Source organism: Ruegeria sp. E8, assembly GCF_056533985.1.
In genome coordinates this window covers 8,407-24,648 of record NZ_JBQFOY010000020.1, presented here as the reverse complement: position 1 = coordinate 24,648, position 16,242 = coordinate 8,407, and the positions used below count along the sequence as shown (strand labels likewise).

Sequence of the window (16,242 nt, the reverse complement as noted above, 5' to 3'; positions counted from 1 at the left end):
ATGCTGAAGACCGCAGTTGCTGGCCTGTCGCGGGTCGCCAATTCGCTCGCAATCGCCGCCAACGCCTTGGGTACGCTCGTCGTCCTTGCGTTGGTGGTCATTCTGAACATTGACGTGATTGCACGCGGTCTTTTTTCGGCTCCGCTGCGCGGAACATATGAAATGGTGCAATTCTCGGTCGTGATGATCGTCTTTCTGCAATTGGCAGACGTTGTAAGAGTGGATCGGTTGACGCGTTCAGACGGGTTCCTGAACTTGCTGCACCATCGCCGCCCGGGTCTGACAGCCAGCCTGAGGCGCATCATCAACGCCATATCGGCAATCTTTATGGCTTTGATTGCGTATGTAACCTTCCCAGAATTTCTTCATATGTGGGAGACACAGGACTACTTCGGAGTACCCGGTCTTTTCACATTGCCATGGTGGCCGGTCAAACTGGTCATCGCGTGTGGTACTGCGCTTGCCTGCGTGATCTTCCTGCTCAAGGTCGTCACGGCGCAGGACCGCCCGCAACTTATTCGCACCCCAGAGCATGACGAGGCGGAAGAATGACGCCGATCGAGATTGGCCTGATCTCGGTCGTTGCCATCGTCTTTTTGATTTACGCGGGCGTCTACATTCCGATTGCTTTGGGCGTGGTCTCCTTCGTGTCGATCTGGCTGATGCGGGATAACTTCACGCTCGCGCTCAACCTGCTGAAGGTTGCGGTGGGCGACAGCGCGATGGAATACAGTTTCGCGACAATCCCGCTGTTTACCTTTATGGGGCTCATCGTTTCAAAAGCGGGGCTAGGCAGGGACATTTACGAAGTCATGACCATGCGGTTCCGCAAGGTCAAAGGCGGTATCGGAATGGCGACCGTCGGAGCAAATGCCGTGTTTGCGGCCGTTACCGGGTCGTCCATTGCGTCCGCATCCGTGTTTACCAAGGTCTCGGTACCGCAGATGATGGCGCAGGCATATAATCCACGTTTTGCGGTTGGGGTTGTGGCCGGGTCGTCGGTGCTGGGCATGATCATCCCACCGTCGGCGATGCTGATCATCTATTCCTTTGTCGCCGAGCAATCTGTGGGAGACATGTTCCTTGCGGGGGTCATTCCGGGGATTATGCTGGCCATCGCTTATGTCGGCGCGATTTGGGTCATGGGGCGTTTCACACCGGCATTCGTGGGTGGCCGGGTCGTCGAAGATACCGAATGGATGTCCGGTCGTGAGGTTGCATCCAAGACACTGCCGACGCTGTTCATCATCACCATTGTCCTGGGCGGAATTTACACAGGTTGGTTGACCGCAGTCGAGGCAGGGGCCGCAGGAGCCTTTGTTGCGCTGATCATTGCTATTGCCCGCAAGTCGATGTCACCGCGCGCGTTCTGGGACGCATTGCTGGAGACCGGGCACATCACAGCGGCGATCCTGTTCCTGATCACAGCGGCTTCGATCTATAGCCGTATGCTTGGTTTGGCAGGCTTGCCCAACCAATTGCAGGACCTGCTTGCTGGAAACTCAGCGTCCTTCTGGTCGATCATGCTGCTTTACGTCCTGTTGATGCTTTTCCTTGGAACATTGCTGGATACAGCGTCCATCATTCTGATCGTTGTCCCGTTGTTTCTGCCCATGGCCGAAGCACTGGATATGTCGTTGATCTGGTTTGGCATTATCACAGTTGTCGGCGCCGAAATCGGACTTTTGACCCCGCCTTTGGGCATATCTTGCTTCGTCATCAAATCGACGATCAACGATGACCGAATATCGCTCAAGGATGTGTTCATGGGCGCACTTCCCTTTGCGTTCGTGATGCTAATCGTTCTGTTTATTCTGATCGAGTTTCCGATCCTCAGCCTTGCCCTGATTTAAGGAGGCCCAGATGCGCTCTGTCACCAAAGACAATATCACCGACGTGTTCATGGGATACCTGTCCAAGGACACCGATCCGCGGATGAGAGAAATCATGGGGTCTCTGGTCAAACACCTCCATGACTTCGCGCGAGAAACCAACCTGACACATGACGAATGGCGCGCCGGGATTGCATTTCTGGAGGGCTGCGCTGCGGTGGAAACCGAGGACAGGCATGAATTCGTGCTCGCCTCGGATGTGCTGGGCCTTTCGTCATTGGTGGACATGCTGCATTCTAGTTCTAATGCAACAAGTTCATCCGTACTTGGCCCCTTCCATGTCTCTGGCGCGCCGCCTCTGCCATTCGGCGGGGATATGAAGCGCCACTACGGTGGGCCTGTGCTGCTTGCTGAAGGCGTGATCCGGGATACCGATGGTAATCCGATTTCCGGTGCAGAGCTGGATATCTGGCAAACCGCACCGAATGGAATGTATGCAAGCCAGGACGAAGAACAGGACACCTATTCTTTTCACGGCCTGATGACTACCGGTGACGACGGTAAGTATGCATTCACGACCGTCAAGCCAGTTGAATACACGGTACCGTCAGATGGGCCTGTCGGGGACATCCTGCGCGCCTGCGGCCGCCATCCCTGGCGACCCTCGCACCTGCACTATATCGTCAAAGCTCCTGGCTACCGTTCTTTGGTCACTGAGATTTTCCCCGACGACGATCCTTATTTGGATCAGGATACAGTGTTTGGTGTTCGGGATGATCTGGTGATGACCTATGTTGAAAGGCCAGTTTCAGAATTTCCTGATGGCATGGAGCTTTCTGGTAAGATCACTGAACCATTCTTGCACGTGAAGTTCGATGTGAAGCTTGCCAAAGTCTGAACGATATTGAGGAGGCTTGAGGTGCTGAAACATATCTTCATATTAGGTGCCGCGCTGATTTGCAGTAGTGCTATCGCAGAAGAGCGCCCGATCTTTGACGCGCATATTCATTACAGCCACGATGCCGTCAAACTGGTTCCTCCTGAACAGGTGGCTAATATCCTTCGGGATGCGGGCGTGCGTAAAGCCCTGGTTTCCAGCTCGGATGACAATGGTACTCAGCTGTTGTTGGCCGCAGCACCAGATATCGTTGTTCCGGCACTGCGCCCTTACCGGCGTCGCGGTGAAATCAACACCTGGATGCACGATGAAACCGTAATCGACTATTTGGAAGCAAATCTGGCCAAGAACGACTACGAAGCCATCGGCGAGTTTCACGCTTACGGAGACGACATTAAGACGCCGGTTATCCAGCGCATGATTGCACTGGCGAAAGAGCGGAACCTCATTCTACACCACCACGGCGATCGAGAGGCAGTTGACCTGATCTTCGAAACCTGGCCTGAAGCTCGGGTACTGTGGGCCCACTCTGGCTTTGATGATCCAGCGAGTGTTGTTGACGCGCTGGACACCTATCCCAGGCTTTGGGCCGATTTGGCATTTCGTTCAGACATGGTCTCACGAGGCAGTATCGACCCGAATTGGAAGGCTGCGTTCGAAGCCCATCCCGATCGGTTTATGGTCGGTACGGATACATTTGCGCCGGAACGTTGGTACTATGTCGGCCCCCACGCAGACTTTTCGCGTGAATGGCTGGATTTGCTGCCGGACCAGATTGCGGACAACATCGCCTATGCCAACGCAGAACGTTTGCTGGCATCAGAATGATCCGCTGCGCTGTCTGGTTTATGATTTGGTCCAGCACGGCTTTTGCTTGTGACGTAACTGGGCAACGTATGAATTCGGAAGTTCAAAACGCACCCGAAGTTTATCTGTCCGTCGATGAAATTCCGTTGGCTCAACCGTTTTCCGTACTGGTTTCTATTTGTAGTGAAACTGCCGTGGGCCAAATGCATGTGGATGCAATCATGCCGGCTCATCGACACGGTATGAACTATACCCCCAAAGTTACCGCCTTGGGCGGCGGAGCGTTCCGTGTTGATGATATGCTGTTTCACATGCCGGGTTTGTGGGAGTTGCAGGTCGATGTCGACATCAATGGCCAATCAATATTCTACTCGTCAGAAATTACGCTGAAATGAAGCTGTGGTTTTCAGCTGCGCTCATAGCCCTGACAGGTGCAGTGCGTGCAGAGGTCTTGTTGTCTGCAGACGAAATTGAACAAACGCTTTCCTTTGGGCCTTGGCCACCATCCTTCCAGTCAGACCCAAGCAATAGGGTTTCGAACAATGCCAGAGCGATCGCGCTTGGAGAGGCCTTATTCAACGATCCGGTGTTATCCGTCGACGGTGCATTTTCTTGTGCAAGTTGTCATGATCCTGAACAGGCGTTTACAACGTCGGAGGCGCAGGCGCTCGGCCGTGTACTGTTAGACCGAAACACTCCATCACTGCGGAACCTGGCCGGACTCCGCTGGTATGGGTGGGGTGGCAAAAGCGATAACCTTTGGGCAGCCAGCCTGCATCCGATCATCGAAGAACAAGAGATGGCGCACAGCCCCGAAAGCCTAAAAACAGCAATCTCTGAAAGTGTCTACATTGATGACTTTGAAGTCATATTTGGCGACATTCAGGTGCAAGATTCAGAGCTTGTGCTGGTGAACATTGCCAAAACTCTATCCGCCTACTTGGAAACTTTGGCTACGGTCCGAACACAGTTTGACGAATTCCGCGATGCATTGGAGAATCAAGATTTAGCAGCGGCTGCGAGCTACCCCGAAGCTGCACAGCGAGGTCTTCAGTTGTTCATAGGGCGTGGAAACTGTGTGTTGTGCCACAATGGTCCGAGATTTTCCAACAACGAGTTCCATGACGCTGGAGTGCCATATTTTCTGAATGAAACCGAGGTCGACGAAGGGCGGTTCGGTGGGCTGAACTTTTTACTCTCAAGCCCCTACACACTGGACGGCAACTGGAATGATGATCCGAACAGGCAAGGTGCTTGGGCGGTTCGAAATGTACGCCGGAGCCACGCTGATTTTGGAACCTTCCGCACGCCCAGCCTGCGCGGAGTGGCTGAAACCGCACCGTACATGCATGACGGCAGCCTAAAGGATCTGAACGCTGTGATCCGACATTACAGCAAAATCAATACGGAAAGGCTGCACGCCGACGGTGAAGCCATTCTCTCGCAATTGAATTTGTCTGAGCAAGAGATTTCAGACTTAGTTGCGTTTTTGATGACGCTGTCCAAGGCGCCTTACTAAAGCGTTTGCGTTTGTAGTGGGCCATGTCCTAGGCCTTTCATGCAGTTTCTGGACTACATGGCACCCTCCACCGGTTGGCTTGTTTCTTTCGGGCCGGGCTCGGATAGACGGTCGAAAACGCAGCCGGTCTGAATATTGGTTTAGGCAAGCAAAATCAAGTTGACGGGAAAATGCCGCTTCAGGTGGTGTTAGGTGATTTGGCCGGTAGGCTGTGGGCGGATGGACCACTCAACCATAGATCCCTTCACATAACACCCGGTCAGTAATGTTCGCGGTTTGTTAAGGCGGTGCAGAGCAACCTTTGGTTGCAGAAGCTTGGCGTTTTCATGCCTGCTCATACGGCTGCCTGATGCAGCGGGGTTAGGATGTTAAATAATGAACTTACGAAATTCATCTGGTAAGCACAGAAATTAAACTTGCCTGTCAGGCCCCGCGTCGCTGATCCAGGTGATGGTGATAGGCAGCAACAACAGCGAGCTACATAGCCTCAAGCGTATGTGAGAGACCGTTTCGGATGTGATCTTCCAACAGCTTCTTTGCGGTGCTCGCGTCTCTGGCCAATGCGGCATCGAACATGCCCTTGTGCTCCTTGACTGCCTCTTCACCGCGATAGGTCAGTACGAGCATCTGATACCTCAGATACTTGTCGTAGATGATCGAGTGCAGAGACAGAAGGTTTTTGGAGTTGCAGGCCGCGATCATTGCTTGGTGAAACTCCCAATCATATCGTTTCCAGGTTTCGTTTTCGGATTCGTCGCCCTTAAGAAGCTGCTGTTCCATCAGGTGCAGTTTGTGATGTGCGGCAACGAGGTTGCCTTCCCAGTCCGTGTCGCCATTCGCGATGGACAACTCCAAAGCGTGGCATTCCAACAGGACCCGCAGCTCTGCAATCTCGGTCAGGTCTTCTCGTGAAACCGGTGTGACCAGGAAACCCCGTTGCTCGGGAGCTTCGACAAATCCGTCGCTGGCGAGCCTGTTCAGCGTTTCACGAAGTGTCGAAAGGCTTGCCGAGTAGCGTTCCTTCAAGGCGTCCAGCTTCAGTTTGGAGCCGGGCTGCAGCTCCCCGAAGATGATGTCCCGCTTGATGCGCTGATAAGTGCTTGCACCTATCGTAGATGGCTGTTTCGCCATGCGTTTCACCCGATATTATCAGTTTCCTCGTTCAATTAGCATTTTTCAGAGAAATCAGCAATCCAAACTGATGTATGGTAAAAATAAAAATATCATACATTATTGCGGAATCGCGAAAACCCCAATACGGTCGTGGCCAAGTTGGGCAAAGCAGCCCGATCGCAATCATCGGTTTCGGGATTTTCCGGACCCTCCGGAAGGAAGCAAAGTGTCTAAGAACTTTCGCATTGCCATTGTCGGCATTGGTCTTGTTGGACGCCGCCACGCAGACGCGATCCGAGCGTTGCGCCATGTTGATCTCGTCGCGGTGGTCGACCCCAGCGATGAAGGTCGTGCTTACGCCGTTGAGCACGGGGTCGCATGCTACGAGACCCTCGAGGAAATGTTTGCAAATCAGACGCCAGACGGAGCTGTTCTTGCGACCCCGACCACGCTTCATGTTGATCAAGGCCTAACCTGTGTTCGACATGGCTGTCCCGTTCTTGTCGAAAAACCGATCGCCGTGGAAGCCACCGCTGCACTTGAGCTTGTTCAAGCAGCGGAGAAGGCCAATGTGCCCCTGATGGTCGGACATCATCGTCGGCACAATCCTCTGATCCGGTCGGCTAAGGAAGCCATTGTCGATGGGAAGATTGGAGATGTGCGCGCTGTCCATGCGAATTGCTGGTTCTATAAGCCAGACGAGTATTTTGATGCTGCACCCTGGAGAAAGAAACCCGGTGCAGGGCCCATCTCGGTCAATCTTGTCCACGATGTGGACCTGCTGAGGTACCTGGCCGGAGAAGTCATGTCCGTACAGGCTCAGTCGGCTGCATCGCAACGGGGTTACGACAACGAAGATGTTGCCGGAGCGTTGTTGACGTTCGAAAGCGGGGCGATAGGGACCATAAGTGTGTCCGACAGCATCGTTGCTCCATGGAGCTGGGAGATGACGTCTCAGGAATATCCAATCTATCCTTCAACCACTGAGAGTAGCTACATGATAGGTGGCTCTCATGGTTCGTTGTCTGTTCCCGATCTTCGCCTGTGGAGTTACCAGAGAGAGCAAAGGGATTGGTGGACGCCAATCTCATCAACCGCGTTGAAGAAAGGTGCGTCTGACCCTCTGGTCAATCAGCTTAGGCACTTTGTTGAAGTAGCCCGGAACGAAGCAGAACCGATTGTATCTGGATGGGAAGGTTTCAGAACGCTTCAAGTTATTGAAGCTATTCAGAATTCTTGCAGAACTGGCGAGACTGTCAGGATAAGAAACCTTCAGGAAACGCAGCAACAGAGATTACAGGCAATGAAAAATATCTGATATTTTGTAAAAAATCTTGCAAAATGTCCAAAATAGGTCAAAACTCAGAATCGGAAAAATGCATCATGATGTCTCAGGGAGGAGCAAAGTGATTACCAAACTTACCCGCCGGGCTGCTGTGTCAGCCCTGGTTGCAACCGGTGTTCTGTTTAGCGCAACAAGTGGTGCGCTGGCGGACGACAAAGTCCAACTTCGCCTCGCAACATCAGGATCGGAGACCGACCAGCGCTCGGTCGCCATGGCCGAAGTGTTCGCGCCTATGGTCGCTGATTTCGCAAGCTATGAGCCCAGCTATAATGGCACCATCTTCGCCCAAGGCACTGAGTTGGACGCCATCAGCCGGGGTAACCTGGAAATGTCGATTACCTCAGCGCAGGAACTGGCACAGTTCTTCCCCGAGTTTTCGATCTTTACTGCAGGCTATGTCCACCAGGACGCCGCGCACCAGGTGGCTGTCTTCAACGATCCCTTGATGGATGCCTTCAAGCAAAAGGCCGAAGAAGAACTGGGCGTCAAACTGCTGTCGGTCATGTATCTGGGCCGTCGTCAGGTGAACCTGCGTCAGCCCAAGGATGAACTTACCGTCAGCACTCCGGCTGATCTGGAGGGTGTGAACCTGCGGATGCCGGGTACAGATGCGTGGCAGTTCCTTGGCAAAGCGCTGGGTGCCGCCCCGACACCAATGGCGTTCTCAGAGGTTTACACAGCTCTGTCGACCGGTGCCGTTGACGGTCAGGACAACCCGTTGCCGACTGTGGTCGATGCCAAATTCTACGAAGTGACCAATCAGATCGTCCTGACATCGCATCTGGTTGACCTGAACTATATCGCCATCGGCAAAGAGGTTTGGGACGGTTTGACACCGGAACAGCAAGCCAAGGTTCAGGAAGCTGCGGATGCAGCGGCTGAATCCGGTCGCCAGAAGCAGCTTCAGAAAGAAGAGGATCTGGTGAGCTTCCTCAAAGAGCAGGGAATGGAAGTTTACGAGCCCGACCTCGCAGCGTTCCGCGATCAGGTGCAGTCGATGTATCTTGAAAGCGAATTCGCCGGGTCATGGCCGGATGGCGTGCTCGAGCAGATCAACGCTCTGGGCAACTAAGCTCGTCTACACAAGGGAGGGAGAACCACAATGAAAGGCTTCATAAAGGGGTTCTCCCGACTGACCGAAGCGATTGCCGGCGGGATGCTGGCGGCAATCTTCCTGATCTTCCTTCTGCAAATTCTCTTGCGTTACTTCTTCACCCCCGCTGGCTGGACGCTGGAATTGATCGGCATCCTCTGGGTCTGGGTGATCTTCTTCAGCTGCGCTTTCATCGTGCGCGAGAGAGATCACGTGAAGTTCGACATCATCTACCTTTCAGTGCCAATGCGCGTGCGTCAGGTCTTTGCCATGCTGGCCGCCGCGGCGATTGTCATTGGAATGCTCTACAGTTTCTTGCCGACCTGGGACTACATCGACTGGATGAAAATCCGCAAAACCTCGACCGTGCGTAATCCGTTCTCGGGCGAGAAGATACCATTGCGCACGGTGTTCTCAATTTATGCGGTGTTCATGCTGGTCGTGGCTGCGCGCTATGGGTGGCTGTTCTTTGACATCCTGCGCAATGGACCACCTAAAACCGAACTTGAAATGGTCGTGGGATTTAACGTGGTCGACGATCATCCCCGTGTCGATGTGGAAGACGACGAGGACGCTGACAAATGAGCTTTGAACTTCTTTCCTGCCTGCTGACGCTCTTTGTTCTGGCAGGCATCGGGACACCTATCGGCTATTCCATCCTTCTGGCCTCATTGATGTATCTTGGCGCGGCGGGTTTGGACGTCGCTCTGGCGGGTGAGAAGATCCTGCAGGGCTTCTACAAAAGCACGATCCTGCTTGCCGTGCCTTTGTTCATCGTCGCCGCGAATATCATGAACGCTGGGTCGATCACGGACCGTCTGTTGAACTTCTGTGTCGCTGCTGTCGGGCGGTTCAAGGGCGGCCTCGGGCACGTCAATGTTGTGGCGTCGTTGATTTTCTCCGGCATGTCCGGCTCGGCAGTCGCGGATGCCGCGGGGATCGGCAAGATCATCATTGAGATGATGACCAAGGATGGTCGCTATAGCCGGGGCTACGCAGCCGCAATCACCGCAGCGTCGGCGACGATCGGCCCCATCATTCCGCCCTCGATCCCAATGGTTCTGTATGCGCTGGTCTCAAAGGCGTCTATCGGGTCGCTGTTCCTTGCTGGCATTCTGCCGGGTCTGATCATGGGCATCGTCCTGATGGCGATGAACTATTATCTGGCCGGAAAGCGGAACTTTGCATTGGAAGAACCTGTTCCGCTGCGCGAGTTGCCGGCTAAAACCGCTAATGCGTTCCCTGCACTGCTGATGCCCGCAATCCTGCTCTACGGCATATATGGGGGCGTCACTACGCCGACCGAGGCCGCCGCAGTTGCTGCATTCTACGCCCTACTACTGGCAGCGTTGTTCTACCGCGCGCTGACCTTCCGTGGCCTTTATCAAGTGTTCGTCGACAGCGCGCGCTCGTCTGCCGCCGTCGGGGTGGTCATTGGTGGCGCGTTCATCCTGAACTTCATCGTCATTCAGGAACAGATTCCGCAGTCGATCTCAGCCTTGCTGGAGGGTTCGGATGTCAGCCCAATTGTGTTCCTGATCCTCGTTAACCTGCTGATCCTCGCGCTGGGCTGCGTATTGGACGCGACGACAATCATTCTGGTGATCGTGCCCCTGTTCATTCCAACCTGCGAAGCGCTTGGGATTGATCTGGTACACTTCGGAGTGCTGGTCGTCGTGAACTCGATGATCGGTCTGATCACGCCGCCCTATGGCATTCTACTCTTTGTGATCAACGCTGTGACGGACATTCCGCTGCGCGAGATTATCTCGGAGATTTGGGCTTTCCTGGCGGTGCTCATCTTCGCCCTGGTGATCATGATGCTGATGCCGGATTTGGTCCTATGGTTGCCACGTCTGTTTGGGTATCAGGGATAATGTGCCTGTCGGTTTCGACAACATCCATACCCGGTGATTTGGCAGAGAAGTTGCACGCCATCGCCGGTGCCGGATTTGACGGGGTTGAACTGCATGAACCGGATTTGACGGCCTTTGACGGGGCGCCATCTCAGATCCGGAATATTGCCTCAGACCTAGGGTTGAAAATCTGCCTACTACAGCCGTTCCATAACCTTGAAGGACAATCTGGCAGCGGTCGGCAGCGCGCCTTTGATCGGCTGAAGCGCAAACTCGACCTGATGAGCGAGTTGGGAACAGACTTGCTGCTTATCGGGTCCGCGTTCGAGGTCGATGCCGATGCGACCGAAGAACAGGCAATCGCAGATCTTGGCGAAGCGGCCGAGATCGCGAAAGAGATGGGGTTGCGTCTGGCCTATATGGGCTTGCCATGGTCGGATCTTATTCACTCGGATGAACAGGCGTTAGGCGTCGTTGAAGCCATCGACAACCCCCATTTCGGGTTGGCCTTGAACTCCTTCTTCTCGCTTGCCGACGGGTCCAAACCAGCCCGCCTTCGGGACATTCCTGGAGAGCGGCTGTTCCATGTGCAACTGTCCGATGCACCCCGACTTGAGATGGATATTCGCAGGCTCAAACGTCATTTTGGGCTTCTGCCGGGGCTTGGGTCGCTGAACCTTGCGGGCTTTGTGCGGGTGTTGTCCCGCGCCGGATACAAGGGGCCTTGGTCCATTGCGCGCGTCAACGAAGCAGCTCCTCAACCCGGTGGCCGGACACTGGCCCGAGACAGCTACAGGTCGCTGGTGAACCTGTTAGATGAGGTTGCCCGGACCGAGCCGGGAACCGATTTTGGCATCCCGGAACTGCCGGAGCGCGTCTATGCGTCAGGCTTTGAGTTCGTCGAATTTACAGCCGATGAATTAAGCGGCGCGCAGTTGGCAGACATTCTGTCAGCAATGTGCTTTCGAATGGAGCGAAAACACGTCACCAAGTCCGTCGAGCTGTGGCGGCAGGGCGCGATAAACATCGTTGTGAATACCGAAAAGGAAGGTTTTGCCCATTCGGCGTTCCTGGGTCACGGCCCCTCCGTTTGTGACATGGGGTTGCGTGTCAAAGATGCGGATCAGACGGTTCAGAGGGCGACCGCATTGGGCGCACCGAATTTCTCACAGCCGGTGGGAACAGGGGAACTGGATATCCCGGCCATTCGGGGCGTCGGCGGCAATGTCGTCCATTTCATCGATGAGAAATCCGATCTCCATCGGGTATGGGACATCGAGTTCGAGCCGGTTGCGAAAACCAAAGCCACCCAACCTGCCGGTCTGCGTCGTATCGACCATCTGGCCCAGACGATGCGTCACGATGAGATGCAAAGCTGGCTGCTCTACTACATTTCGACTTTCGAGATGGCGAAATCGCCGATCGTGAACGTCGCCGACCCGTCCGGTGTCGTGCAAAGCCAGGCTATCGAAAGCCCCGAAGGGGAAGTGCGCTTAAACCTGAATGGGGCAGTTGGGCGTCGAACACTGGCGGCTTCGTTCCTTGAAGATGGGTTTGGGGCTGGTGTTCAGCACATCGCCTTCCAGTCGGATGATATTTTTGAGACCTCAGCTCAATTGCTCAAGTCCGGCTTTCCCAGCCTGGCCATCCCTGAAAACTACTACGCTGATCTGCAAGCGAATTTCGGATTGGATGACGATCTGATCGCCCAAATGCGCCGGGGTAACATACTCTACGATCGGGCAGCGGGTGCTGAGTATTTTCAGATATACAGCCGCCCCATCTTTAACGGCTTCTTTTTCGAAATTGTTGAACGCCGCATGGGCTATGCCGGTTACGGTGCGCGTAACGCGCCCATTCGCCTCGCCGCACAAAGCAAAACACAGGCGGTGAAAGAGGTGCAAACGCAATGACCGCGCAGATGACAAGCGATGAGCGTGCCGTTCGCCAATGGTGGCGTACCTCCATAATCGACATGAAACCCGGCCAGATCGCCTTTCGAGGCAACGCCATTGAGGACCTGATCGGGAACGTATCTTTCCCGCAAATGATCTGGCTGATGGTGCGGGGCGATCTGCCCAGCGACGCGCAAGCGCGCCTGTTCGAGGCGGCTTTGGTCGCAGGCGTGGATCATGGTCCGCAAGCCCCCTCGATCGCGGCGGCGCGTATGGCCGCGACCTGCGGTGTGGGTCTTAACAACGCGATGGCGACTGCGGTGAACATGCTGGGCGACGTGCACGGCGGGGCAGGCGAGCAGTGTGCAGAGCTGTACTATGATATCGCGGCCCGCATGGATGCGGGAGCTTCGCTGAATGACGCTGTTCGGGATGGCTTGGACAGTTGGCGCGAGACCTACGGCAAGATCGTATCGGGCTTTGGTCACAGGTTTCACAAGCCCGTCGATCCACGCGCACCACGATTGATGCAACTTGTTCGTGATGCGGCGGTAGAAGGCACAGTTTCTGGCCGGTTTGCCGATATCGGAGAAGAGGTTCAGGCCGAACTCGGTCGTCAACGAGGCGGTCGGCCAATTGCCATGAATATCGATGGCGCGACAGCTGTGATCTTCTGCGAGCTTGGCTTTCCTGCGCCCTTGTCGCGGGGGCTGTTTTGCCTGTCCCGCTCGGTTGGAATACTTGCACACGCCTGGGAGCAGATGAACCAGGGGGGGCGGAACAAAGGGCCGATGCCCCCGAATTACTTACCCCTCTACGAAGACAGGAATGATGACACGTGAGACATCGAAATCCTTCCGGGTCGGCCTTATAGGCTGTGGTCGTATCAGCGATATCTATCTAAAGACACTATCCAAATTCTCAAACGTCGAGGTCGTGGCTTGCGCAAGCCTTGATCCTTCGGAAAGCCGCGCCAAGGCGGATCAATACGGAATCGCCACGGCCTGCACGCCAGATGACGTGTTTGACGATCCGACAATTGACTGCGTTCTGAACCTGACAATTCCGGCGGCGCATGCCGAAGTCAGCCTACGTGCGTTAGAGGCGGGCAAGCACGTCTATTCCGAAAAGCCACTGGTTATGAACCGAACGGATGGTAAGGCGATCTTGCACATGGCCTCCGAGATGGGGCTGCTGGTCGGATGTGCGCCCGACACGTTTCTGGGCGGTCGCTGGCAGACCGTTCGGCGCTTGATCGATGAAGGCGCTATCGGAAAACCAACAGGGGTTTTTGCCCATGTCGGGACCCACGGGACGGAACGCCACCATCCCAACCCGGATTTCTACTATAAGGCAGGTGGTGGGCCCTTGCTGGACCTTGGGCCATACTACCTGACCGCCATGATCTGCTGCCTTGGTCCCGTTGACCGGGTCGCCGGAATGGCCCGGCGCACGTTCGACAATAGGATGATCGAAAACGGTCCTCGCAACGGCGAATGGATGGATGTCGAGGTCGACACACACTCCTTAAGCCTGCTGCAGTTCTCTTCAGGAGCTATAGGATCGATGACCATGAGCTTCGACGTCTGGGACAGCGAAACTCCGCGGTTCGAGATCTACGGTGAAAACGGAACCATCAGCATTCCTGATCCTGACCCGGTTCACGGTGCCAATATCTTTCAAGGGGATGTCTGGCTGAAAACGCGGGACACCTCGCGCTGGTCTCATCAGCCTCGTCCAGCCGGCCGCGAAGACTGGCAGGTGGTCGAAAACAAACACGGGTTCAACGAAGACAGCCGCGGGCTCGGCCTTTTGGATCTGGCCCTGGCGGCACAAGAAGGACGCCAACCCCGTGCAAGTGGAGCGCTTGCCTACCACGTTTTCGAGGTCATGGACGCGATTGAACGAGCGCCGAAATTCGGCGCCTATCAGACAATAGAAAGCCGGTGCGTAGCACCGGAACCTCTGCCGGTCGATTTCCTGAACGATGAGAGGAAGGAGTTGGTCCATGCCGATTGAGACACTCGACTTTGCCCAGCCATTCTTTCGTGTTCAGCACATCACTGATGAAGACAGAATATCTGTCGAGGGTCGCGCCATTGTTCTGAATCTCGGGGAGAGGGGCCTCTCTGTCGAGGATCAAACCGTTGCACCGCTTTCCTCCGTGATCGTGCAAGACAGCACGCTTAGCGGCGTGAAACGTGCAGTCATTGTCCACGGTTTCGACGCCCATGCCGATGAAAACGAGTTGTTCGCATGGGTGAAAGATACATGGCCATCTGCTTTTGATGTTCGCCAAGAGGAGCGTCTGCGCGGTGTCAGTCATTACATGTCGCCCAAGGTCTTCGTGGGTAACGTTGGGCTGACCATGTACCATTCCGGCTCGGTCCCTTTGAACGTCGGATTGCACAAGGATCATCCGTTCTGCCCGGTACCGGGGTTTCGCGAAGTGCATACGCAAATCGTTGGCTTTGGCAAAATGCAGCAATGCCGCGAACGGGACGTTGAAACCCTTTACCTCGAAGAATTCATGGCCCCCGGCACGACGCACAGGCCGATGTATGACGCTGAAGGCAATTATCCCTGGCATCAATACGAGACGATTACCCCCAGCATTTTCATGGCGGTGGAGATGCTGCCAGATGGCGTACGCGTCCCGGAAATGGAGGTTCAGAATGGCTGAGAGACTATTACCCGAAGACCTGAACTTTGATGGTCCTTTCCCCCGCCTGTCTCGTCGTTTGCGGCTGGGAGTTGTTGGCGGAGGACGTATCTCTGTTACGCAGGCAACGGCTGCGCGGATGACCGATCGGTGGGAGGTCGCCGCAGGCGCGCTCAGCTCTGACGCTGTGCGCAGCAAGGCGCGTGGGGCTGAGTGGTTTCTGCCAGCAGACAGGTGCTATGCGTCGTTCGACGAGATGGCACAGGCAGAGGCGGCGCGCCCGGATGGCGTAGATGCCGTTATGATCACTACCCCGAACCACGTTCATTTCGAAGCGGCCAAAGCGTTTCTAGAGGCGGGCATTGACGTGCTGTGTGATAAGCCGCTGACGAACGAAGTCGCCGAGGCCGAAGGGCTGGAAAAGGCCACCGCGCACACGGGGCAGGTCTTTGCTGTCGGCTATGCGATGTCGTGTTTTCCAGTAATCCGTCAGGCCAAGCAGATCGTGGCGGAAGGCGGCATCGGTAAAATCAACCAAATCCACGTCGAGTTCATGCAAGACTGGATGACGCCCGATGATGTGGCTGATGCGCCCCATGTCAAATGGCGGCTGGACCCAAAGATTTCTGGTCCGACCAGTTGTGTCGGCGATATCGGCACCCATGCCGCGCATCTTGCCAGCTTTGTCTCGGGCCTGCCCATGACCGATCTGCGGGCCGAGTTTCACGTCTGCGGCGCGCCCAAGCCGTTGGAAGACACGGTGTTCATGTTCACTCGTTACCAAAATGAGGTTCCAGGCACCCTCATGGCAACACGCCTTGCCCCGGGAAATCGAGGCGGTTTGCGGTTGCGCATATTCGGGAGCGAAGGAGGTCTCGAGTGGGACTTGGAGAATTCGGAGCAGCTGAAGTTCAATCGGTTTGGTGAGTCGGATCGTATCATCAGTCGAGGTCACGGACATGGCATCGGCCTCGGTGCAGAACGTCTGATCCGTACCGCGCGCGGCTTCCCCGAAGGGATTATTGAAGCCTGGGCCAACCTCTATACGGAATTTGCCATGGCCGTAGCCGCGCGTCGGGATGGCGTTACCGTTCCTGCCGATTGGCTCTCTTATCCCAGTGTCGATCAAGGCGCAGACGGTGTTCGCTTCATTGATGCCTCTGTGCGATCTCACCAGTCCGGAGGGGGCTGGGTCACTCTCTAAGGCTCTGCCAACACGATT

Annotated in this window: 16 protein-coding genes; 15 read left to right on the top strand and 1 reads right to left on the bottom strand. The window is 55.3% G+C overall.

Going from position 1 to position 16,242, the window contains the following annotated elements; translation table 11 throughout:
• The 6 genes from ACR0LF_RS19640 (at position 1) to ACR0LF_RS19615 (ending at position 5,056) form a co-directional block, all read left to right on the top strand.
• Positions 1-552 carry a TRAP transporter small permease subunit gene (locus tag ACR0LF_RS19640; protein WP_480582875.1) on the top strand — a complete coding sequence of 184 codons (552 nt, stop codon included), beginning with the start codon at positions 1-3 and terminating at the stop codon, positions 550-552.
• A complete protein-coding gene (locus tag ACR0LF_RS19635; RefSeq protein ID WP_480582872.1) occupies positions 549-1,853 on the top strand; it encodes a TRAP transporter large permease in 1,305 nt (434 codons plus the stop codon). Before ACR0LF_RS19640 ends, ACR0LF_RS19635 begins: the two co-directional genes overlap by 4 nt.
• 10 nt (positions 1,854-1,863) lie before the next feature.
• Positions 1,864-2,730, top strand: coding sequence for a dioxygenase family protein (locus ACR0LF_RS19630; protein ID WP_480582869.1), 867 nt, complete (start codon positions 1,864-1,866; stop codon positions 2,728-2,730).
• Positions 2,731-2,751: 21 nt separating this feature from the next.
• On the top strand, positions 2,752-3,558 hold the full coding sequence (locus tag ACR0LF_RS19625) for an amidohydrolase family protein (protein WP_480582866.1): 807 nt from the start codon (positions 2,752-2,754) through the stop codon (positions 3,556-3,558).
• A 68-nt stretch (positions 3,559-3,626) separates the two neighbouring features.
• Positions 3,627-3,932: a hypothetical protein gene (locus ACR0LF_RS19620; protein ID WP_480856456.1), complete on the top strand. Its 306-nt coding sequence runs from the start codon at positions 3,627-3,629 to the stop codon at positions 3,930-3,932.
• A complete protein-coding gene (locus ACR0LF_RS19615; protein WP_480582860.1) occupies positions 3,929-5,056 on the top strand; it encodes a cytochrome-c peroxidase in 1,128 nt (375 codons plus the stop codon). The genes ACR0LF_RS19620 and ACR0LF_RS19615 overlap by 4 nt, the downstream gene beginning before the upstream one ends.
• A gap of 477 nt (positions 5,057-5,533) precedes the next feature.
• Here ACR0LF_RS19615 and ACR0LF_RS19610 read toward each other — a convergent pair whose 3' ends face one another.
• A complete protein-coding gene (locus ACR0LF_RS19610; protein WP_480582857.1) occupies positions 5,534-6,187 on the bottom strand; it encodes a GntR family transcriptional regulator in 654 nt (217 codons plus the stop codon).
• Here ACR0LF_RS19610 and ACR0LF_RS19605 point away from each other — a divergent pair.
• From ACR0LF_RS19605 to ACR0LF_RS19565, 9 genes are all read left to right on the top strand, one after another.
• Positions 6,186-7,487 carry a Gfo/Idh/MocA family protein gene (locus tag ACR0LF_RS19605; RefSeq protein WP_480582854.1) on the top strand — a complete coding sequence of 434 codons (1,302 nt, stop codon included), beginning with the start codon at positions 6,186-6,188 and terminating at the stop codon, positions 7,485-7,487. The genes ACR0LF_RS19610 and ACR0LF_RS19605 overlap by 2 nt on opposite strands.
• An 88-nt stretch (positions 7,488-7,575) precedes the next feature.
• Positions 7,576-8,586, top strand: a complete 1,011-nt coding sequence (gene dctP, locus ACR0LF_RS19600; protein ID WP_480582851.1) for a TRAP transporter substrate-binding protein DctP — start codon at positions 7,576-7,578, stop codon at positions 8,584-8,586.
• A 30-nt stretch (positions 8,587-8,616) separates the two neighbouring features.
• Entirely contained in the window at positions 8,617-9,192 is a 576-nt protein-coding gene (locus tag ACR0LF_RS19595; RefSeq protein WP_480582848.1) for a TRAP transporter small permease, read from the top strand.
• Positions 9,189-10,484 carry a TRAP transporter large permease gene (locus ACR0LF_RS19590; RefSeq protein WP_480582846.1) on the top strand — a complete coding sequence of 432 codons (1,296 nt, stop codon included), beginning with the start codon at positions 9,189-9,191 and terminating at the stop codon, positions 10,482-10,484. Before ACR0LF_RS19595 ends, ACR0LF_RS19590 begins: the two co-directional genes overlap by 4 nt.
• A complete protein-coding gene (locus ACR0LF_RS19585; protein WP_480627642.1) occupies positions 10,451-12,376 on the top strand; it encodes a bifunctional sugar phosphate isomerase/epimerase/4-hydroxyphenylpyruvate dioxygenase family protein in 1,926 nt (641 codons plus the stop codon). The genes ACR0LF_RS19590 and ACR0LF_RS19585 overlap by 34 nt, the downstream gene beginning before the upstream one ends.
• Positions 12,373-13,200, top strand: coding sequence for a citryl-CoA lyase (locus ACR0LF_RS19580; protein ID WP_480582841.1), 828 nt, complete (start codon positions 12,373-12,375; stop codon positions 13,198-13,200). The genes ACR0LF_RS19585 and ACR0LF_RS19580 overlap by 4 nt, the downstream gene beginning before the upstream one ends.
• Positions 13,190-14,377 carry a Gfo/Idh/MocA family protein gene (locus ACR0LF_RS19575; protein ID WP_480582838.1) on the top strand — a complete coding sequence of 396 codons (1,188 nt, stop codon included), beginning with the start codon at positions 13,190-13,192 and terminating at the stop codon, positions 14,375-14,377. Before ACR0LF_RS19580 ends, ACR0LF_RS19575 begins: the two co-directional genes overlap by 11 nt.
• Positions 14,367-15,041, top strand: a complete 675-nt coding sequence (locus tag ACR0LF_RS19570; RefSeq protein WP_480582835.1) for a hypothetical protein — start codon at positions 14,367-14,369, stop codon at positions 15,039-15,041. Before ACR0LF_RS19575 ends, ACR0LF_RS19570 begins: the two co-directional genes overlap by 11 nt.
• Positions 15,034-16,224 (top strand): Gfo/Idh/MocA family protein, encoded by a 1,191-nt coding sequence (locus tag ACR0LF_RS19565; protein WP_480582832.1) that lies wholly within the window; start codon positions 15,034-15,036, stop codon positions 16,222-16,224. The genes ACR0LF_RS19570 and ACR0LF_RS19565 overlap by 8 nt, the downstream gene beginning before the upstream one ends.
• Positions 16,225-16,242 lie beyond the last annotated feature (18 nt).